Source organism: Priestia sp. 53B2, assembly GCF_056099005.1.
Map to the genome: position 1 here is coordinate 534,263 of NZ_JBLZXA010000008.1, position 18,529 is coordinate 552,791.

24 protein-coding genes are annotated in these 18,529 nt (G+C 38.5%); 4 read left to right on the forward strand and 20 right to left on the reverse strand.

Annotated elements, in window-relative coordinates:
• Nucleotides 1-37: 37 nt before the first annotated feature.
• On the reverse strand, nucleotides 38-556 hold the full coding sequence (locus ACN6NE_RS06050; RefSeq protein ID WP_014458367.1) for a YceD family protein: 519 nt from the start codon (nucleotides 554-556) through the stop codon (nucleotides 38-40).
• 179 nt (nucleotides 557-735) lie between these two features.
• On the opposite strand from ACN6NE_RS06050, the gene ACN6NE_RS06055 reads away from it, so the two are divergent.
• Entirely contained in the window at nucleotides 736-1,935 is a 1,200-nt protein-coding gene (locus ACN6NE_RS06055) for a nucleotidyltransferase (RefSeq protein ID WP_474324876.1), read from the forward strand.
• 27 nt (nucleotides 1,936-1,962) lie between these two features.
• On the opposite strand, the gene ACN6NE_RS06060 is transcribed toward ACN6NE_RS06055, so the two are convergent.
• Together ACN6NE_RS06060 and ACN6NE_RS06065 are read right to left on the reverse strand one after the other, a co-directional pair.
• On the reverse strand, nucleotides 1,963-2,979 hold the full coding sequence (locus ACN6NE_RS06060; RefSeq protein WP_276319768.1) for a SepM family pheromone-processing serine protease: 1,017 nt from the start codon (nucleotides 2,977-2,979) through the stop codon (nucleotides 1,963-1,965).
• Entirely contained in the window at nucleotides 2,976-3,767 is a 792-nt protein-coding gene (locus ACN6NE_RS06065) for a patatin-like phospholipase family protein (protein WP_129704570.1), read from the reverse strand. The genes ACN6NE_RS06060 and ACN6NE_RS06065 overlap by 4 nt, the downstream gene beginning before the upstream one ends.
• 466 nt (nucleotides 3,768-4,233) lie before the next feature.
• Here ACN6NE_RS06065 and ylbJ point away from each other — a divergent pair, with 466 nt between their 5' ends.
• Complete coding sequence (ylbJ, locus tag ACN6NE_RS06070) at nucleotides 4,234-5,442, forward strand: sporulation integral membrane protein YlbJ (protein ID WP_129704572.1); 1,209 nt, start codon at nucleotides 4,234-4,236, stop codon at nucleotides 5,440-5,442.
• A gap of 58 nt (nucleotides 5,443-5,500) precedes the next feature.
• Here the strand turns inward: ylbJ and coaD are convergent, their stop codons facing one another.
• Together coaD and rsmD are read right to left on the reverse strand one after the other, a co-directional pair.
• Nucleotides 5,501-5,995 (reverse strand): pantetheine-phosphate adenylyltransferase, encoded by a 495-nt coding sequence (gene coaD, locus ACN6NE_RS06075; protein WP_013058982.1) that lies wholly within the window; start codon nucleotides 5,993-5,995, stop codon nucleotides 5,501-5,503.
• A 35-nt stretch (nucleotides 5,996-6,030) separates the two neighbouring features.
• Nucleotides 6,031-6,600: a 16S rRNA (guanine(966)-N(2))-methyltransferase RsmD gene (rsmD, locus tag ACN6NE_RS06080; protein WP_013058983.1), complete on the reverse strand. Its 570-nt coding sequence runs from the start codon at nucleotides 6,598-6,600 to the stop codon at nucleotides 6,031-6,033.
• Between the two features lie 612 nt (nucleotides 6,601-7,212).
• On the opposite strand from rsmD, the gene ACN6NE_RS06085 reads away from it, so the two are divergent.
• Complete coding sequence (locus tag ACN6NE_RS06085) at nucleotides 7,213-7,599, forward strand: DUF7147 family protein (protein ID WP_014458362.1); 387 nt, start codon at nucleotides 7,213-7,215, stop codon at nucleotides 7,597-7,599.
• A 79-nt stretch (nucleotides 7,600-7,678) separates the two neighbouring features.
• Here ACN6NE_RS06085 and ACN6NE_RS06090 read toward each other — a convergent pair whose 3' ends face one another.
• The gene (locus tag ACN6NE_RS06090) at nucleotides 7,679-7,954 is read right to left on the reverse strand and encodes a YlbG family protein (protein ID WP_013058985.1); all 276 of its coding nucleotides are present in this window, start codon (nucleotides 7,952-7,954) and stop codon (nucleotides 7,679-7,681) included.
• Between the two features lie 77 nt (nucleotides 7,955-8,031).
• Between ACN6NE_RS06090 and ACN6NE_RS06095 the strand changes: the two genes are divergently transcribed.
• A complete protein-coding gene (locus ACN6NE_RS06095; protein WP_129704574.1) occupies nucleotides 8,032-8,346 on the forward strand; it encodes a hypothetical protein in 315 nt (104 codons plus the stop codon).
• Nucleotides 8,347-8,351: 5 nt separating this feature from the next.
• On the opposite strand, the gene ACN6NE_RS06100 is transcribed toward ACN6NE_RS06095, so the two are convergent.
• The 14 genes from ACN6NE_RS06100 to ACN6NE_RS06165 form a co-directional block, all read right to left on the reverse strand.
• Entirely contained in the window at nucleotides 8,352-8,798 is a 447-nt protein-coding gene (locus ACN6NE_RS06100; RefSeq protein WP_474324878.1) for a YlbF/YmcA family competence regulator, read from the reverse strand.
• A gap of 100 nt (nucleotides 8,799-8,898) precedes the next feature.
• On the reverse strand, nucleotides 8,899-9,285 hold the full coding sequence (locus ACN6NE_RS06105; protein WP_013058987.1) for a carbohydrate-binding protein: 387 nt from the start codon (nucleotides 9,283-9,285) through the stop codon (nucleotides 8,899-8,901).
• A gap of 99 nt (nucleotides 9,286-9,384) precedes the next feature.
• A complete protein-coding gene (locus ACN6NE_RS06110) occupies nucleotides 9,385-9,621 on the reverse strand; it encodes a YlbE-like family protein (protein WP_013058988.1) in 237 nt (78 codons plus the stop codon).
• A 5-nt stretch (nucleotides 9,622-9,626) separates the two neighbouring features.
• The gene (gene ylbD / locus ACN6NE_RS06115; RefSeq protein WP_013058989.1) at nucleotides 9,627-10,037 is read right to left on the reverse strand and encodes a YlbD family protein; all 411 of its coding nucleotides are present in this window, start codon (nucleotides 10,035-10,037) and stop codon (nucleotides 9,627-9,629) included.
• A gap of 82 nt (nucleotides 10,038-10,119) precedes the next feature.
• Nucleotides 10,120-10,707 carry a lipoprotein heptaprenylglyceryl N-acetyltransferase LhaT gene (lhaT, locus tag ACN6NE_RS06120; protein WP_474324880.1) on the reverse strand — a complete coding sequence of 196 codons (588 nt, stop codon included), beginning with the start codon at nucleotides 10,705-10,707 and terminating at the stop codon, nucleotides 10,120-10,122.
• A gap of 137 nt (nucleotides 10,708-10,844) precedes the next feature.
• Complete coding sequence (locus tag ACN6NE_RS06125; RefSeq protein WP_013058991.1) at nucleotides 10,845-11,612, reverse strand: menaquinol-cytochrome c reductase cytochrome b/c subunit; 768 nt, start codon at nucleotides 11,610-11,612, stop codon at nucleotides 10,845-10,847.
• Nucleotides 11,613-11,722: 110 nt separating this feature from the next.
• A complete protein-coding gene (qcrB, locus tag ACN6NE_RS06130) occupies nucleotides 11,723-12,397 on the reverse strand; it encodes a menaquinol-cytochrome c reductase cytochrome b subunit (protein WP_013058992.1) in 675 nt (224 codons plus the stop codon).
• Nucleotides 12,398-12,400: 3 nt separating this feature from the next.
• Entirely contained in the window at nucleotides 12,401-12,901 is a 501-nt protein-coding gene (locus tag ACN6NE_RS06135) for a QcrA and Rieske domain-containing protein (RefSeq protein WP_013058993.1), read from the reverse strand.
• Nucleotides 12,902-13,105: 204 nt separating this feature from the next.
• Nucleotides 13,106-13,564 carry a YpiF family protein gene (locus ACN6NE_RS06140; protein WP_025750392.1) on the reverse strand — a complete coding sequence of 153 codons (459 nt, stop codon included), beginning with the start codon at nucleotides 13,562-13,564 and terminating at the stop codon, nucleotides 13,106-13,108.
• A gap of 117 nt (nucleotides 13,565-13,681) precedes the next feature.
• Entirely contained in the window at nucleotides 13,682-14,227 is a 546-nt protein-coding gene (locus tag ACN6NE_RS06145; RefSeq protein WP_013058996.1) for a ReoY family proteolytic degradation factor, read from the reverse strand.
• Between the two features lie 97 nt (nucleotides 14,228-14,324).
• Nucleotides 14,325-15,587 carry a tetratricopeptide repeat protein gene (locus ACN6NE_RS06150; protein ID WP_474324883.1) on the reverse strand — a complete coding sequence of 421 codons (1,263 nt, stop codon included), beginning with the start codon at nucleotides 15,585-15,587 and terminating at the stop codon, nucleotides 14,325-14,327.
• Nucleotides 15,588-15,778: 191 nt separating this feature from the next.
• A complete protein-coding gene (locus ACN6NE_RS06155) occupies nucleotides 15,779-15,907 on the reverse strand; it encodes a hypothetical protein (RefSeq protein ID WP_276319769.1) in 129 nt (42 codons plus the stop codon).
• Between the two features lie 139 nt (nucleotides 15,908-16,046).
• Complete coding sequence (gene aroA, locus ACN6NE_RS06160; RefSeq protein WP_474324885.1) at nucleotides 16,047-17,336, reverse strand: 3-phosphoshikimate 1-carboxyvinyltransferase; 1,290 nt, start codon at nucleotides 17,334-17,336, stop codon at nucleotides 16,047-16,049.
• Nucleotides 17,337-17,357: 21 nt separating this feature from the next.
• On the reverse strand, nucleotides 17,358-18,458 hold the full coding sequence (locus ACN6NE_RS06165; protein WP_474324887.1) for a prephenate dehydrogenase: 1,101 nt from the start codon (nucleotides 18,456-18,458) through the stop codon (nucleotides 17,358-17,360).
• Nucleotides 18,459-18,529: the final 71 nt, after the last annotated feature.

Here is an 18,529-nt window from a genome sequence, read left to right on the forward strand (position 1 = left end):
AATCATATGAAGGCCCGAAAGCCGGATCTTCGCATTTTTATTTCTTTTTGTCTTTAAAGAAATTTTCGAGTACGGCTAAGCGGGGATCTACTTTTTCCTGCTGTTCTTCTTCGGTAACAACTTCCCAGTCTTTTCCTGACTGTGGAGCTGCTCCTGCCGCTTGCTGATTTTCACTAAATACCTGCAGAGGAATTTCAACAATAATTAACTCTTGAATCAAAGGTTGTAAATCAACCGTTTCTCCCTCTACAATGCGTACTTCAGCATCTTCTTCATAATCAGCATTCACATTCAATAAAAACGTTTCAGTTGCGTTAATTTCAAACGGATACGGAACGTCAACTAATGTACGAGCACAAGGCAACGTCATTTCTCCTGAAATTTTAAGGTGAAACGTTACTTTTGAAGAGCTAATGTCGGCTCTTCCTTTCACGTTTACATCTGACATTCTACGAATTTGAGGATCAGCATTCATAAACTCTTTGCCGTCAATCACTTCGTCAAATGTTAGACCTTTATTTTGCAACTGATACAATTGATGTATTGTCCATTTCATTGTTAATCACCTCAAGGCAACAAAGGTTATTATAGCTTTCACAAGATTATTTGTCAATATTTTTTCTTTACACTATAATGTACTTAAATATGCTTTTTTGTAAAAATTTCTTACTTTCATAAAAAAACGTTTTTAAAATAAAGAGCTAGACTAAAAATAATAAATTAAAAGGAGACATTATGCAAGCAGTTGGAATAATTGTCGAATATAATCCTTTTCATAACGGACACGCTTATCATTTGCAGCAAGCGAAACAACAAACCGGAGCAGATTGTGTGATTGCTGTGATGAGCGGGCACTTTTTGCAGCGCGGAGAGCCTGCTCTTGTATCGAAATGGTCCCGCACAAGAATGGCTTTAGCCGCTGGTGCAGACTTAGTCGTTGAATTACCCTATGCTTTTTCTACTCAAAAAGCTGAAACATTCGCAAGCGGCGCTATTTCTATTTTAGAATCCCTTCGCGCTGACTTTGTATGCTTTGGTAGCGAAAATGGCAATATTGACTCATTTACCGGCACCGCTGATTTGCTCGAAGCTCATGAATCAGAACTATCCGCTTTAATTCAACAAGAGATGAAAAAAGGGAACAGTTACCCAAAAGCAGCTTCCAATGCTTTCTTACAGCTTTTCACGGAGGCTCCTATTGATTTATCTCAACCAAATAATGTGCTTGGAATGAGCTATGTAGCTGCCATTAAAAAACAGCATGCATCTATTAAACCATATACAATCACTCGAATTCAATCACATTATCACGATGATTCCCTGTCTTCCTCTTTTATTTCAAGCGCTACAAGCATACGTAAAGCTATTTTTGACAGCAGCAGCCATGGGGACCTGAGCAAGCACATGCCAGTTAGTACGGCAAACGAATTAGCAGCTTACAAGCAAGCACACGGACAGTTTCATCATTGGGAGCATTATTTCCCATTTTTGAAATACAAATTATTAACTACTCCGCTTTATGACTTACAGCGTATTTATGAAATAGAAGAAGGTATTGAACATCGGCTGCTATCTTATATTTCTTCATCTACTTCATTTGAAGATTTTTTAACAAACGTTAAAACGAAGCGATATACGAGAACCCGTCTACAGCGCATGTGCGTGCATCTTTTAACCAATACAACAAAAAGTGAGATGCAACAAGCTGATCCTTATATTCGCTTATTGGGAATGTCAAAGATAGGACAAGGCTATTTAAAAACAATTAAGAAAAAGCTGTCCCTTCCTATTGTATCCACTGTCTCGCAATGTAAACTAAAAGAAATTGATACCGATATTAAAGCGACACATGTTTATAGTATACCGCTTCAGGAGCCTCTGCGCTCTCAGTTTATGAAACAAGAATATACGCAGCCCCCTATCATTTGGCCATAAAAAAATCGTCTGCAAGAGACGATTTTTTTATGGTTTCAGCTTTTCTAAATATGTTACGGCATCCGAAAATGAATCTACGGGTACAATTTTCATATCACTGTTTATTTTTTTAGCTGTCTTCACTGCTTCTCGGTAGTTAGAGCCCGCAGCCCCTTTTTCATTTGGTGCAAAGAAAATCTCTGCTCCTTCTTTATCTGCGGCTACAATTTTTTGCGAAATACCTCCGATTGGTCCTACCTCTCCTTTATCATTGATAGTCCCTGTACCTGCAACACGATGGCCTTTTGTCATGTCCTCTTTAACAAGCTGATTATAAATTTCAAGCGAGAACATCAGTCCCGCTGAAGGCCCTCCTATTTTTTCAGTATCAATATGTATATCGGGCTTAACTTTTAGTTCTTGGTTCGTTTCTAAGGCAATTCCTAGGCCTACTCGTTTCGGGTCGTCAGGAAATGCTTTAACTTTTAGAGTATATTTGCTTTCTTTGCTATCTCTTTTTACATAAATTGATACTGAATTTCCTGCTTTTTTAGTCGATACGTAGTTGATTAAGTCCTCAGCAGTTTGAATTTTTTTCTCGTCTACTTTCGTCACTACATCTCCAACATGAAGTTTTCCATGTGCAGGCATATTTTCCACGACATATGTAACATATACGCCTTTATTGAGATAGGAAACGCTCTTTCCAGCTGCTTCGTATGCTACTGAAATAGCGGCATTTTTTGACGTATCCATCATATGTAATTGCCTTGTGGAGTAATCTTCATCGCTTTCACCTTGCTGCAAAATTTGCTTTGTAGGGAAAATTTCATGAAAGTCCTGTATTTTCGCAAGACCATATGAAAGAGGAGTTGCTCTGCCCATTCTTACAGTTGTAAGCATAAACGTCCCTTTTTCATGGTATCCATCTTCTACCTTAATAATAGGCGCAAGTTCTTCTGCCATTCCAGGCTTTGTAATGTAGTACGGCAAAGGATAAAAACAAAGCATTGCCACCACTGCAATAACAGCCAAATATACCAAAATTCTAATTCTAGATTTCACTTTTTTTTGTTCTCCTTCCAATGATCAATTGCTTGTAGGATAGAAGGCAACTGCTCATGTGCTGCTTGTTCACCAATTGAAATCATTTCTTGAATGTTTGTAAACGCTCTGGAACTAAAAGTATCGAGATTAGGACGAATCATAATGTCTGAAGCAATGGTCCGATGAGCTACTAGCTCATCTTGCAAAATATCTAAACTTTGCATAATGACATCAAAAATGGAGCTGATTTCTGCATTCACTTTCGCTTTTGATACATCGACTCCAATGACAATATCAGATCCCATTTCTTTTACAACCGATACAGGAATACGATCCACTACCCCGCCGTCTACAAGCAATCGTCCATCAATTACTTCGGGAGCAAAGATTCCTGGAATTGAAATACTTGCTCTCACCGCTTCAGCGATAGGTCCTTTTTTAAACACCACTTTCTCTCCTGTTTTCAAATCTGTCGCTACAATGGCAAACGGTATAGATAGCTGTTCAATGGTTCTATTTTGCGTAAAGGTGCGAACCAACGATTTTACTCTGTTGCCCGTAATAAATCCCATTTTAGGTACGGTAAAATCCAAATAGTACTTTCGTTTGAACGTTAGCGCCATTTTATAAAGAGTTGATAGTTCAATACCTGACGCATATAGTGCACCAACTAAAGCTCCCATGCTGCTGCCAGCTAAAAAATCAATAGGAATGTTATTTTCTGTTAGCTTTTTGATTACTCCTAAATGTGCAAAACCTCTAGCTCCACCTGAGCCTAATGCAACTCCTATTTTTGGGCTTTCCACTTTACCTGCCCCCTCGTTTTACCTTATAGACTTCTAAAAATGTAAAAACATTTGATGAGCTTCTCTATCATTGTTGCCCTGTCTTCGGTAGGACTATTCTTTATTTTCTATTTGTTCATTTAGTATGAAGCTAAAGATATGTTTTGCTCAATACACGGTGGTTATTAAGCATTATACTATACTGAAGGTTGTTTTAAGAAATTCTTAATCTTCACTTGCTGCGTCTACGTTTTTTTACTCCTTGACTATCATAGAAGTGCATTGATTTATGTATATGAATTGTATTTCCAAATGTGACAAGACGCCTTTTTATTCAGTATGAATTTATTTTCTCCTTACTCATAGGCATAAAGTCGATGCATAGCTTCGTATATTGATATATAGAAGAACTTGTACATTTGCCTAAAACTCCTCATTTCATTCATATCAAGATGACGTGAGAATAGAAAAGGAGATGAATCGTTCGTTGAATAAATCGATGGTGAAAACACTTCTGCTCGGGTCGAGCGTAACGCTTCTCGCTATCGCGCTTATTGTATATCCAAAAGAAGCGCTAGAAGGTTCAGTAAGAGGTCTCAACACATGGTGGAAGGTCGTCTTTCCTTCTCTGCTGCCCTTTTTTATTGTTTCAGAAATGCTTATTGGGTTTGGCGTAGTGAAGTTCATTGGGATCTTATTAGAGCCGTTTATGAGGCCTTTATTCCGAGTACCTGGAGTAGGGGGGTTTGCTTTAGCAATGGGCATGGCTTCTGGGTTTCCTTCAGGTGCAAAAATCACTTCCCGGCTGCGTCAAGAAAAACAGCTAACAGCTATCGAAGCTGAAAGACTCGTATCATTTACTAACTCATCTAACCCTATTTTTATTTTTGGGGCTGTGGCAGTTGGCTTTTTTCACAATCCAGCTGTCGGTATCATATTAGCTCTCTCTCATTACATAGGGAATATTTGTGTAGGACTGGTGATGCGTTTTTATGGATCAGCAAAACCGAAAGGACAAGTAACTCAAAAACCTTCTTTATCGTTAGCTTTTCATGAAATGCATAAAACGCGTTTAAAAGATAAGCGTCCTATCGGGAAGCTTCTAGGAGATGCAGTTACTTCTGCTGTTCAATCTCTCTTAATGATTGGCGGTTTTATCATTTTATTTTCTGTATTAAACAAACTTTTGTATGTTACTCATATCACGGCCGTTTTAAGCAGCGGTCTAGCTTATTTATTTTCCCTTTGTCATATAGGGACTGAACTGAGCCTTCCCTTTATTTCAGGGCTTTTTGAAATCACGCTAGGAAGCCGTCTAGCAAGTGAAGCGCCAGACACGCTGCTGTTTCATCAAATTATCATCGTTAGCTTTGTATTAGGCTTCAGCGGTTTCTCCGTTCAAGCACAAGTGGCTAGCATACTCGCCGAAACAGATATTCGATTTTTCCCGTTTTTTATTGCACGCATTTTTCACGGCTGTTTTGCGGTAGTATTCACTATCTTTCTATGGGGCCCTCTTCGAGAATCCATTACTACTTTTCAAGCATCTGAAGGAGCACTGCCGGTTTTTTCTCACTTGGAGTCCGTTACGACTCTATCGCAGTGGCTAAACGTGTACGGTCCGCTCTTAACGATTTTTACGCTGTGCTGCTATATTTATATATATTCAAAACGAACGTTTCTTCATCGTTCCTAGTAAAAAAAGAACGTGATGTTTTCTTATCGGCAAAGAAAACGTCACGTTCTTTTTTATCTTATTTTTGAGAAAGCTGTTCAAATTTTTCCGCAAGCGCTTCTCTAACAGGGGGAGGAACTAATTCAGAAATATTCCCGCCATATTTAGCTACTTCTTTTACAATACTAGAACTTAAAAACGAGTATTGATTATTTGTCATCATAAATAACGTTTCGATTTCTTTATCTAATACGCGATTTACAGATGTGATTTGCATTTCGTACTCAAAATCCGATACTGCACGCAAACCTCTTAAAATGGTTTTTGCCTGCTTTTCTTTTGCATATTCCATTAATAATCCGCTGTACGACTCTACTACCACATTAGGAAGTGATTTTGTTACTTCTTTCAGCAAAGCTACTCGCTCTTCCCCTGTAAATAGAGGACTTTTTGAAGAGTTATTTAAAACAACTACATAAATCGTATCAAATACATTTGCGCCTCGTTTAATAATATCAAAATGCCCATTTGTAACCGGATCAAAGCTTCCTGGACAAACAGCTATACTGCCCATACGTATCCCCTTTCTACATCTAACAGCTCATTGATTTAGTCAACTGATTCTTCTTTTTTGTATGTATAAATAGAAACACCAATGATACCGTACGTTTCGCTTTTTATTTTTTCAAATAAACCAATCTCATTATCTAACTGTACATCATGAGAATGCTCCGCTACAATAATTCCTGTTTTTGCTAGAAGGTTTTCTTCACTTACCGTTTCGATAAGCGCTTTCAACTTTTGTGCTTTATACGGTGGATCAAGCAAAAGTAAATCGACAGTCAGCTCCCTTTTCTTTATCGCTTTCAGTGCACGTTCTGCATCATTTCGATACACTTCAGCGCGGTCTTCTAACCGGCAAGATGCTAAGTTTGCTTTAATCGTCTGAATCGCTTTGCCATCCCGATCCACAAAAATGACTTTATCTATTCCTCGGCTTAGAGCTTCAATTCCCAAGCCACCGCTTCCACCGAACAAATCAAGAGCTGTTCCACCTTCAAAAAACGGTCCAATCATATTAAAAATAGCCTCTTTCACCTTATCTGTTGTAGGGCGGGTTGAGTATCCTGGAACCGCCTTTAACGCATGGCCTTTATATAAACCTGCTACTACTCTCATCCTTATCACTACCTTACTTTTACTTCCTTATTCTTCATTATCCTAACATATTTTGAATTACAAAGACTAGCAAAAATCCTCAATTTATTCAATGCTGTATACATTCTGTGCAATAACCCAGCAGCTTGCTTTTATGCTGGACTTTTACGACCGTGTCCTTAGATGCACTGATTCTTTTCTAAAAGATACACCTATGAAGATCATTCGGCATTTCGTTCATAGAAGAATTCCTTTACTTTAATATGTCATAATAAACGTAAATTTACCCTTTTTCTCTGTCATGTTATCAGTCTTTTATGTATTAAAAAGTGAATTTCACAAGACAGGTATATGAACGTTTAAAACGGACATACTTACTAGTAACAACATCATCTAACCGATGTTGTTGCCAACCGCGGAGAAGACTTACGTTTCCCCATAAGTTCTTCCTCCGGTTTCTCCTCTCCCTTTGCCTTCATCAAGGTGCTTGTAATCGCAGAGGTGATTACACCCCTTTATTGAAGGGCCCTACAATGAGTAATTGTAGGGATTTTTTTATTTACTCTTAAAATATTCAGTGATACATTAAACTACGTGAGTTTGCTTTTTTAATACATAAAGGGGGAAATACATATGATTCAGCGTTTTATTGAGCTCGGAGAAGGGTATTCAGATATTTATGAGCTGTTAGAGATTGTCAAAAGCAACAAACACCGTCTTGCTCATCTTATTATGCTGCGAACAGTAAAAGAAGATCGACAAGTAGCTTCTTTTGTCGCTGTCTTGCATCCAACAGCTGAAGGGAATTTCCAACCGCTTTACGTTTGCCGAGAAGGAATTGTTTTAAAACAAAACGACAGCAAGCGCGTTGAGTTATTTAAACAAGCTGCTGAGGAAGCGGGAAAAGAAATTGTGGTACTCGATGTCAAACCATCTACTACATTTCCAGAAACAGCACTATACTATCAGCACCTTATTGGCATTTTGCGAATGAACCGCTTTATTCCGCCAATGCAATAATCTCATCTCATCCCTGCCTATTCGTTTACTAAGGGCAAGTAAAATAAAAAAAGGAATGTAAATAACATTCCTTTTTTGTTTAAATTCCTATCTTATAGTCATATTCCTTCGCCTTATCCGGCTTTGAATTTTCGAATTCTGTTTTTAAAAACGGCCGATAAGAAGGATCTACTTTCTTCACAAAAGGTAGAGACTGAAGTTTATGGATTGTTTTTTCAATGCCATCTTGGTTGCAATATAAGACAACATACTTTAATTCTTTAGATACGTAATGTACATTTCCGTACTTTCGCAATGCTTTTGCTTGCTTAACAGAATGCACATACGCCACAATTCCTTGACGTTCAACAAACATATTTAGTTCCCCTTTTGCATACGTTATATTGGTTTTCTTTATCATAAATTCTTTTATATGAAGTAGGTGCTTTATGTATGAATTTAGATGATATCTGGATGCTCTTTCTTACTCATTTTAACGAGCACAGAGCTATTGAACAAGTCATTTTCAAAAAAATCACAAATATACCCTTTTTATATATAAACACATCAATTAAGCGTAGAAAAATAGATGAGCTTCTAGAAGCTTCATCTATTTTTGCTACATCCAATACAAATGCTACGTGGCGCTCGACTTTTGTCAGAAGTCAGCATCTTACTTATGTCTATCAGCACAGGTTTTACGTTCCACAGCGTAAAATGGCCTGCTGCGGAAATTCCTGTGCTGATTGCGTTCGATTTATACAGTGAACGGCTTATGCGCTGCACCCACAGCTTCCACCAGATCCGCAGCCACCGCCGCAGCTGCTTCCCGTATCAAAAAACGGATTTCCCGTCGGGACTTTCACGTGCTCTGAAACAGCTTGACCAAGAATAACGCTAATTTCATCAAGCAGCTTTTGTAATTCATTTTCTGCTTTTTTGAACGCAGCGATTGTCGCGTGTAAATCAACTTGACGCTTTACATCACGTACTTGTCTCGTAATGGCTTTATAATCAGGATGATATTTTCCAAATCGCTGAACATCCTCATACTGTTCCTTTATTTTCACAAATTCAGCAATTAATGCCTGTGCCTGGGAATCTTTATTTAATCTATATAAACATTGACGATAGTTCTCGGCTACATCTGATTGTAACACCATGTTCGCTACGTGATCAGACTCATCGAGTAATTCAACAGTTCTCATTGTTGTCAGCATGGCTGTGCACCTCCGTTTTTATCTTATCACGTTTTGGATCTAAAGAAAAAGAACTTGCTAAAACAGCTTACACTGATTTACTACAAGTTCTACTTTTTAACTATATAATTTCAACCGTAAAGGTATTCCTCACTTGATAACTTTCTTCTTTAGATTTCATCAGTTCAATCGTAACAGTATGAGATCCTTTTGGAAGATCACTTAAAACAAAGGCTGCTTGCTTCATTTCTTTAAATGGTTTTCCATCTACTTTGATTTGAAGGAATCCACTCTCTGTTGAAAATGAAAACCCGCTTAGAATACATTCGACGTATACGTTTTGTCCTTTCACATGCTGGTGTACCATCAGTGAAGGTTTTGTATTCATTGCACCAAACGTTTCAGCTGCCCGCGGTTGAGAGGAAATTTTAGTTTCAGGTTTTGGTTTATCATGGTTGCATCCTAGCAGAGAAACTACACATAAGGCCGTCGTTAATAGTAAGCGCATAATACCATTCCTTTATCATTCGTTTCTCCATAGTGTTTACAAACTCTTTGTTTTTACTCATGACGTGCAAAAATCTCTGCATCGCTATGTATGCAGAGATCATTGATTTTTCATGGACTGAAACATATGAAACATCATGTTTGCCATTTGAATCGAATTCGAAAACTTTTCGACTTTATGAGGAATCGTTTGTTTGTAGTAGTGCTTGGATTCTAATTCAAATTTCTCCAGTTCTTCAGGGTTTCTAGATAAACGCCGGTACCACATTGGCTGTTCACGAACGAAGTCGTTGAGTTTAGGACGAGACTGCATATACTCGTATATATCTTTTCTCATTGCGTTTAATCTTTCCTAAAGCCAAATGGATTCCCTGGCCCGGAAGCTGCTCCTCCACCGGATGGCTTAGATGGCTGAAATTGCTGCAGTACTTGTTGAATATTGGAAATAGCTGAATTTACATTTGTGATATGATTTTGCATTTGATTCAAGTCCATATTTTTCAGCGAGGATACAATTGTACCCATAATATCTTTTTTCTCCTCTGTTGCAGCAGCTGGTTCAGCCTTTGCACTTTCTTCTGAACGATATGCCTCCCACATTGGATCTTCTGCACCGAATAAATACCAATCTTCATAAAGCTCTTTCCACGTTTTTTGCTGCTTTCGAACCTGTTCTACTAATTTGGGATGTGATTTTACAAATTGTTTAAATTCCACAACGGACGGATGAAGCTCTCGTTTGGTTTCCTTCACAGTCACTCACCTCATACTTAAATATAGCCTACTATATCTTAGAAAAAGAGAGCTCGTTTCGTGCGCCTATTTCAAAAATTTTTTATAGCTGTTTTTTTGAAGAAGCACGAACTGTGAACCAGTATGTAATGAAAATAGATAAAATACTTAGCCAAAATGTAAAATAACCAATTTCAGACATGTACGCATTGAGCATGCTGTATCTTGGCATCATAGAAAAAACGTAATCAATGATATCATTATGTACAGCCCATACAGCGGCAACAGCTACATGCCATAATTTAATCCGGTAAAACGGTACGTACAAAAGCCCTTGAAAAGCCATTGCTGCATGAGAAGCCATTAACATAAGCATCATCCAATCAATGTATCCTGTTAACACATAGACCAATACATTCATTACGACGGCCCAAATCCCGTATTTAAACAGCGTGATCATTGCTAAAGCTTCAAACAGTGAAAAATGCTTTCCAAGTAAAAGACCGATAAGTACAATAACAAAAAACAAGCTTGCCGTTGGACTATCAGGCACAAATAATAAAAACCTCTTAGGTGTTTCCGCTAATTGACTTCCATACCAAATATATCCGTAGATTGTTCCTAGTATATTCACAATCAACAAAAGCGTTAAAAAACGCTTATCTTTTAAGGTATACCATAACCAAGCCATTTAGAAAGTCTCCTTTACATTTAATCTCTTCTTTATTATGTACAGTTTTTGAACAATAGCAAGCACCTATCTCATTGATGTAAAACACAGCATTAAATAAATTCAAAAAAAAAAACCAGCCCATTGGCTGATTTTCACTATTCTTTCCCTAAGTTGCCGACAAATTCCGAGAGCGTTTTCAATTCTTTATCTGAACCTTTGAAAACACCTTTTGGCATATTGCCTTTACCATTTTTTGCGATATTGGCGATTTCTTCAGGAGATAAATCAATTCCTGTTAAAGCCGGAGCCGCAGGGCCTCCTTGTAAATTATCACCGTGACAGGTCAAGCACGTTTGCTCTTGCATGATTTTGTAACCTTCTGAATTTTTGTCAATCGCTACTTCTTCTCTAATTTTCCCTTGCTCTTCACGCGCTTTCCAATCCACCTGTGTCGCTGACTGCCACGTTAGGAAAAAGACTGCTGCTATAGCCAAAAGCATGAATCCTGTTGCAAACGGCCTCTTAGCTGGTCTTCTTTCGGGTCCTCGATCAATGAACGGAGCAAGCATTAATGCGCCAAATGCAATCCCTGGAATAATAAATGCACCTATAATATTATATGGACCAGAAGCAAATGAATATTTAAGCAATTGATATAGGAACAAAAAATACCAGTCAGGAAGAGGCAAGTACCCCGTATCAGTCGGATCGGCAATACGTTCAAGAGGAGATGGATGAGCGATGGTTAAACATAGATAACCGATTAAAAAAACTGCCCCTACCATCCATTCTTTTAGTAAAAAGTTTGGCCAGAATGCTTCTGTTTTCCCTGGAAATTCAGAGTAATCTTTTGGAATATTGGGTTTTCGTTCTGCAGGAACACGTGAATCTCCAACAAACTTCATCCCTTTACCACGATGCATGTTCTCCCTCCTTTTTCTCACTGTTCTAGTGAAAGTACTAACAACGGAGTATGTGCTTGATGCATATGATGACTAGTGTGATTGAATACTTGAATAAAGCGTATAAAATTTTATAGTGGTCCTGAAATTCCTTGTTTACGAATCATTAAGAAGTGGGCACCCATTAAGCCAAGTAGGGCTCCGGGTAAAAAGAATACGTGAATGGCGAAAAAGCGAGTTAGTGTTTGAGCACCAACGATGTCTGGATGTCCTGAGAGTAATGTCTTCACTTGCTGGCCTATAATTGGTGTGGATTCAGCAATTTGCAAACCTACTTTCGTTGCAAATAGGGCTTTCATATCCCACGGCAACAAATAACCTGTAAAACCTAAACCTAACATAACAAAGAAAATTAACACGCCCACAATCCAGTTTAACTCGCGGGGTTTTTTGTATGCTCCTTGGAAGAAAACACGAAGTGTATGTAAAAACATCATGACGATAACCAAACTTGCTCCCCAGTGATGCATACCTCGAACAATTTGTCCGAAAGCGACTTCATTTTGCAGATAATAAACGGATTCCCATGCATTTTTTATATCTGGTACATAATACATGGTTAAAAACATGCCTGATAAAATTTGAATAACGGTAACAAAAAACGTTAATCCACCAAAACAATACACAAATGCTGAAAAGTGATGTGCAGGATTTACGTGCTCTGGCACTTCATGATCGGCCACATCTCGCCATAAAGGAGTAATATCTAGCCGTTCATCCACCCAGTCATAGATTTTATTCAACATTTTCTATGCCCCTCCTTGTGGTTTGGCTTTTCCTAGATATAACGTACCGCCTTTTACTTTTTGAACGTATACATCTAACGGTCCCATCGGTGGTGTCCCCGGTACATTTTTACCGCTTTTTTCATACATTCCCCCATGACAAGGGCAGTAGAAACGGTGTGGATAGTTTTTGTCACCAGCCCAGTTAACCGTACAGCCTAAATGCTTACAAATTGGTGACAGCGCGACGATTTCACCTTTATCAGTTTTGTACACCCAAGCCGATCTTGGCTCTTCTGATTTATGCCACGCATCCACTTGCTTGATTTTAAAATCGACACGTTTCGGCTCTTTTGTAATGTCTTTAACCTGCGCTACAGCTACTAAATCCTGACCCGCTTCTTTTTCCAAAATTGGGTCTACTGCAAAGCGCACCATTGGCATTAACATTCCAGCAGCCATGAATCCCCCTACACCAGTGAGCGTATAGTTTAAAAACTGTCGTCTTGATACCCGATCACCCATGCTTTTCCCCCCTTTAAAAAAGTTCAGTCCAGAGAATTTTGGACACATGATGGACCATTCTATTAAACTAGGACATAATCATGATATATTAATATTTCTGGAAGGTCAATACAATAAAAACCTAAAACATGGAAATAATCTTTATTTTTCTAAATTTTTTGTCATTATTTTGTTTGCGCTTCCATTACTTATTCTACAGTCTTTTTAAACACTCCATTTCTCTACAAAAATCGGTAAGAGCTGTTGAACTTGTTCATGTATGAGCGTATACTTATGCGACTCATCTATATGCTCAAGCGGTAAAGCAGGTATCCAAATGCAGTACGCCCCTATTTCTTTTTCAAACTGCAGCCAGTCTCGGTCGCTAGTAAGCACAAAAAGATGTTTGACTTCATTGTCATTTATATGCTCATTCCAACGAAGTAATGTTTCATAAACAGCAGCTACTCCATCTTTTTTTAAGTATGTAAAACTAGGTGTTAAAATCACTCTTCCTTTAAATTGCCTCTCTAACTCTTCAGTAAGAGCAGTCGTATATTCACTCATAGATGCAGTAAGCTTTAAATCTTCTCCGAAATCAATCGGAATGAGTGGAACCAATACGGTATCAACATAACTTTTGGATTGTAGGTACACATCCATTTCCTTGGCCTGAAGCTTCAACTTCCTTCTCCTCTCAGCAAGCCTGCTAAAGCTTGTCTTATTTATTTTCCAAAATGAATAAGGAGATAAAAAAAGAGATTGACCTTTTTCTAAGAAGCTAGCCAATCCCTCGTTTATCTACTGTACATAATGGTTATTTAAATATTCGCTTAAGCGCTGAAATTCCTCTTTATCGTTTTCATCTAATGCTTTATCAATTAGTTCCATGATTTTTGATCGTTGAAACTTCTGAATAGATTCTTCCAATATTTGCTCAGCTAATACTCTGTCTTTTTCATTTGTTTGATTAGCTTTTGGCATATACGGATTGTCTTCCAGTACGGCCACATATTGAGGCGATGAATACAACGATCGGAAGTTTAATTGAATATAAATGTCTTCTTCTCGATTCAAACGAATATCATGAAATGATTTTTCTGCATCGGTTGTCATGATATTTTCTTTATAAAAACGAAATGGAGGGTCTTCCACACAGTGCGTAGACATCACCATCCCGCGAGGACAAAACTGTGCTTGCTCAACGAAGTGAACTCGTTTCATCAATTGATCATGGCTCATCAAATAATTTAAAATCCATACACATTCTCTGCGCTTCAGCTGATAATTCGTTAAAAACCAGCGAACAAATTCTTTTTTCTCGTTGACAGTAACAGGGGTCGTCATATTCTCACTTCCCTCCTCTGTGTTTAAACTCTCAGTTAAAACACCTTTTACAGTTATTTATTCCACACGGCAGCAATAAAATCCTCTGAACTATTATTTATTCTTCTAATTGAAATAATATGTCTTGAATTTCATCTACTGTTGGATCCATTGCTAATAAGGCTTGGAAAATCCCCTTCGCTTTCGAGCGCTGTCCTTCTTCTAATAAGAAGTAGCCATACTCTTCTAAAAACGCATACTCTTCTTTAAAAACAGTGTATGCAGATTCGTAGTATTTTAGCGCTTCTTCATAATTTTCTAATTCCTGGTGAGCTTTTGCTAAATCCCATTCAAAATGAGGGTCATGCTCATTATATTCTTTGGCGTGCTCGATATTCTCTACTACATCTTCATATCTCTCTTGACTCATATAAAGTTTAGAGAGAGTTAAAATGGCTTCAATATACCCTGGATCTAGTGCAATCGCTTGTTGAAATGCCGATTCAGCCTCTTCTTCTAGACCGCGCTTTAATGCTATCTTCCCTTTAAAAAAGTAAAGTTCTTTTTGAAATTCATCTTGCGCAATACCTTCGTTGACAGCCACTGCAGCCTCTTCTAGCATCTCTTTATGTTCATATGATTTTGCTAAATATAAATAAAGAGAATGGTACTCACGGTCTAGCTCTTTTAGTTCTGTGAACTTTTCAATAGCGGTCTGATAATGACCTGCTTGATACGCTGAAATCGCATATTCAAATAGTGTGTTAATCTCAAGCTTATCTTTTAGCGCTTGATCAAAGTAAGGAAGCGCTTCTTCGAACTGGCCGATACCTGCTAAACTTTCAGCTAATCGCTGACGAAGATCCGTGCCGTTAAATTCTTTTTCTGTTTTTAGCAGCGTTTGATAAAAAGGAATCGCCTTTTGATAAATTCCTTGACTGCTGTAAAATTCACCGAGCCCAAAATCTATAACCGGCTCATTTGGAAGCATTTTTTTCGCTTCCATTAACTTTTGCTCACTTACTTCACTAAGGCCTTGCATTTGATATAAGTCAGCTACAAGAAGCAGAGCTGGCACGTAGTTATCATCTTCGCTACTAATTTGATTTAAAATATGAATTGCTTCTTCTTCTTCTTCTAAATCAATAAGCATTTCAGCTTTTAATAAATACAGCTCGCCTTCTTCTGGGTATTTAGCGATGAGCTCGTCTATTAAAGGCAGCGCATCATTTACTAGTCCCCACTCCTGAAGCTGTTCAGCCATTAAAAATTTTTCTTCGTCTGTAGCTTTATCTTTCAATTCATGAATAAGGGCAAGACCTTTTTCAACTTCATTGGATTCTACGTAACCTATCGCGCGGTCTAGTTCTTTCACACACAATTCTCCTTTATTATTACATTCACTTTTTATATACAAATAAAACGAATTAATTTTCTATTTTTCCAAACCAAAGCAAGAACACATGCTTCTATACACCATGATAAAATAGTTTGAGCGTTTGTTCAACAAATCAATTTGAATACGCTTACATTTTTTTGAATAAAAACGAGATTGAGACATGACTACATTAATCAAAAATCGAATCTAAAGGCGAACAAACGGGATAAATAATCCAGTATAGATCGCTTGTGACACCGCTGTTTATTTCCGTGCAAGGCTCCGCTTTTTCCGCAGGAGTCTTCGCCTTGCTCTTTAATCAACAGCTAGAAGCACCTACATACATGAGACCTACGTTTACCCTAACAATAAAAATCCGAACGAGTTTGATTCTCTATCAAGAATATCAATTCATCGTTCGGATTTCCCTTCAACCAAAATGCGTTTGTTCCAGCCTCTTTCTTATTCGCTTAGTTTATCAAGATCTTCAAAGAAAGTAGGATAGGAGACGTGAATAGCTTCACTTCTCATTAGTGTTACCTCTCCCGTTGCAATGGCTGCTGCAACCGCAAGCATCATTCCAATTCGATGATCTCCATAGCTGTCTATTTCACCGCTTTGTAGAGCCGTCTTGCCTTCAATGATGAGGCCATCAGCTGTTGGAGTAACAGAAGCACCGAGCTTGCTTAGCTCCGTTGCAACCGTATCGATACGGTTCGTTTCTTTTACTTTTAATTCTTCGGCATCTTTAATAACCGTTTTCCCATTCGCCTGAGTCGCCAAAAGAGCGATCACTGGAATTTCATCAATTAAACGAGGAATTAAATCCCCCCCAATTTCAATCCCCTTCAACTGAGACGTTTCAATCGTCAAATCGCCAATAGGCTCTCCATTTTGAATACGTTCATTGGAAATTGTAAGGCGTGCACCCATTTGCTGAAGCACATCAATAATACCTGTTCTTGTAGGATTGAGTCCGACGTTTTTCAAAACGATTCGGCTGTTTGGAACAATGGCTCCTGCAACCAGAAAGAACGCGGCTGAAGAAATGTCACCAGGTACGTATACATCCGTTCCGCGCAGAGATTGTCCTCCTTCAATGCTTACAGTCGTTCCATCTACCTCTACGTCTACTCCAAAGGCGCGAAGCATACGCTCTGTATGGTCACGTGATGTAAAAGGCTCGGTTACTTTTGTTGTGCCTTCCGCATGAAGTCCCGCTAGTAAAATCGCTGATTTTACTTGTGCACTTGCTACAGGAGAATGGTAATGAATTGCTTTTAAAGCTCCTCCTCGAGTCGATAAAGGCGTATATTGGCCGTGCTCACGCCCATCAATCTTTGCACCCATAGAGCGCAGGGGCACCGTAACGCGGCTCATAGGACGCTTGGCAATCGACTCATCTCCAATTAGAGACGTGTGAAATGGCACACCTGCAAGAATCCCAAGCATTAAACGAGTAGTCGTTCCTGAATTTCCTACATCCAGGATGGAAGTAGGTTCACTTAACCCTTCGATACCTTTACCTTCCACTTCGACATACTCGCCTTCTCTTTTAATCGATATGCCCATCTTTTCAAAACACGAAATCGTACTTAAGCAATCTTCCCCTGCTAAAAAATGATTAATCGTTGTTTTCCCTTCTGCCATCGCTCCGAACATCACAGCTCTGTGAGAAATCGATTTATCTCCAGGAATAGAAATTTCTCCTTGGAGAGATAAAAGATTAGTTTTTAATTGTTTTCCACTCATTCCATTCACACCTTTCGTACATTAAGAAATAAACGTCTGATATTGATGGTGATGGAGACACGCTCTTGCCCGCTTTCTATCTTCCTCTGTTTGAAAGCTCAAACGTAATACTCCGTATATGTCTTCTCGTGTTTCTAAAATTCGAATGTTTGTAATACTGATTTCATCTTCTGCTAAATAACCCGTTACTTCTGAAATAATCCCCGGATAGTCAGGAACATCCACATAGAGATCATAAAAGGAGGGAATCGCTCCTTTGCTTCGTACAGGAAGCTGATCTCTAAATTGTTTTGCTTGTGAAAAATATGTATAGATATCGTTCGCATCTTTTCGTTCGATCATATTTCGCACGTCGTTCATTTCTTCAAGCCAGTGGTCAAACATTGAAAGAAGCGCATCCTGGTTATGAAGCAAAATATCTCTCCACATCGCTGGACTGCTTGAAGCAATACGTGTAATATCACGGAACCCTCCAGCTGCAAGCTGCGAAACTAGCTGATTGTCTTGTTGGTAATATTCTGCTTGATGAACAAGGCTTGCAGCAATAATATGAGGAAAATGGCTGATGACACCTGCTAATTTATCATGTTCTTTTGGTGACATCACAATAATTTTAGCTTTTGTACCACTTAGCAATTCCTTTAAGCTTTCTAAAGCCTCCGAAGAAGTAGAAGATGAAGGTGTTAATACATACATTGCATTTTCAAACAAATGAGCTTTAGAAGCAGCTACTCCGCTTTTATGAGACCCAGCCATCGGGTGACCTCCGATAAACTCAATGCCTTTAGCAAGAAGAGTCTCCGCTGTCTTCACTACTTCTTCTTTTGTGCTTCCTACGTCTGTGACGATGACAGACTGTTTGAGCGTAAAATGTTCTAGCTGTTTTAGCACTTCCGCTGCTTGGGTGACCGGAATGGCAATAACAATATAATCTGCTTGCTCAGCGCCTTGTTGCAAAGAAGAAGCCGCTTGGTCAATTACACCAAGAGTTTTAGCAAGCTCCAGTTGCTCTTGATTAATGTCAAAACCTACTAAATCAAGATGATGATGTGTCTTTTTTATATTAAGTGCCAGCGATCCTCCAATTAACCCCAGGCCTATAACAAAAACATTTTCTTTCACTTTCCTTCACCTCATTGTACATATGAAGATGAGAGTGTGAAATCACACTCTCATCTTTTACTATATTGGGT

Coding starts and splice junctions, on each gene's coding strand:
- ACN6NE_RS06050 (WP_014458367.1), bottom strand. CDS start 556: ATGAAATGGACAATACATCAATTGTATCAGTTGCAAAATAAAGGTCTA.
- ACN6NE_RS06055 (WP_474324876.1), top strand. CDS start 736: ATGCAAGCAGTTGGAATAATTGTCGAATATAATCCTTTTCATAACGGA.
- coaD (WP_013058982.1), bottom strand. CDS start 5,995: ATGGGCAGTATAGCTGTTTGTCCAGGAAGCTTTGATCCGGTTACAAAT.
- rsmD (WP_013058983.1), bottom strand. CDS start 6,600: ATGAGAGTAGTAGCAGGTTTATATAAAGGCCATGCGTTAAAGGCGGTT.
- ACN6NE_RS06085 (WP_014458362.1), top strand. CDS start 7,213: ATGATTCAGCGTTTTATTGAGCTCGGAGAAGGGTATTCAGATATTTAT.
- ACN6NE_RS06090 (WP_013058985.1), bottom strand. CDS start 7,954: ATGTTTGTTGAACGTCAAGGAATTGTGGCGTATGTGCATTCTGTTAAG.
- ACN6NE_RS06095 (WP_129704574.1), top strand. CDS start 8,032: ATGAATTTAGATGATATCTGGATGCTCTTTCTTACTCATTTTAACGAG.
- ACN6NE_RS06100 (WP_474324878.1), bottom strand. CDS start 8,798: ATGCTGACAACAATGAGAACTGTTGAATTACTCGATGAGTCTGATCAC.
- ACN6NE_RS06105 (WP_013058987.1), bottom strand. CDS start 9,285: ATGCGCTTACTATTAACGACGGCCTTATGTGTAGTTTCTCTGCTAGGA.
- ACN6NE_RS06110 (WP_013058988.1), bottom strand. CDS start 9,621: ATGAGAAAAGATATATACGAGTATATGCAGTCTCGTCCTAAACTCAAC.
- lhaT (WP_474324880.1), bottom strand. CDS start 10,707: ATGGCTTGGTTATGGTATACCTTAAAAGATAAGCGTTTTTTAACGCTT.
- ACN6NE_RS06125 (WP_013058991.1), bottom strand. CDS start 11,612: ATGCATCGTGGTAAAGGGATGAAGTTTGTTGGAGATTCACGTGTTCCT.
- qcrB (WP_013058992.1), bottom strand. CDS start 12,397: ATGTTGAATAAAATCTATGACTGGGTGGATGAACGGCTAGATATTACT.
- ACN6NE_RS06135 (WP_013058993.1), bottom strand. CDS start 12,901: ATGGGTGATCGGGTATCAAGACGACAGTTTTTAAACTATACGCTCACT.
- ACN6NE_RS06145 (WP_013058996.1), bottom strand. CDS start 14,227: ATGACGACCCCTGTTACTGTCAACGAGAAAAAAGAATTTGTTCGCTGG.
- aroA (WP_474324885.1), bottom strand. CDS start 17,336: ATGAGTGGAAAACAATTAAAAACTAATCTTTTATCTCTCCAAGGAGAA.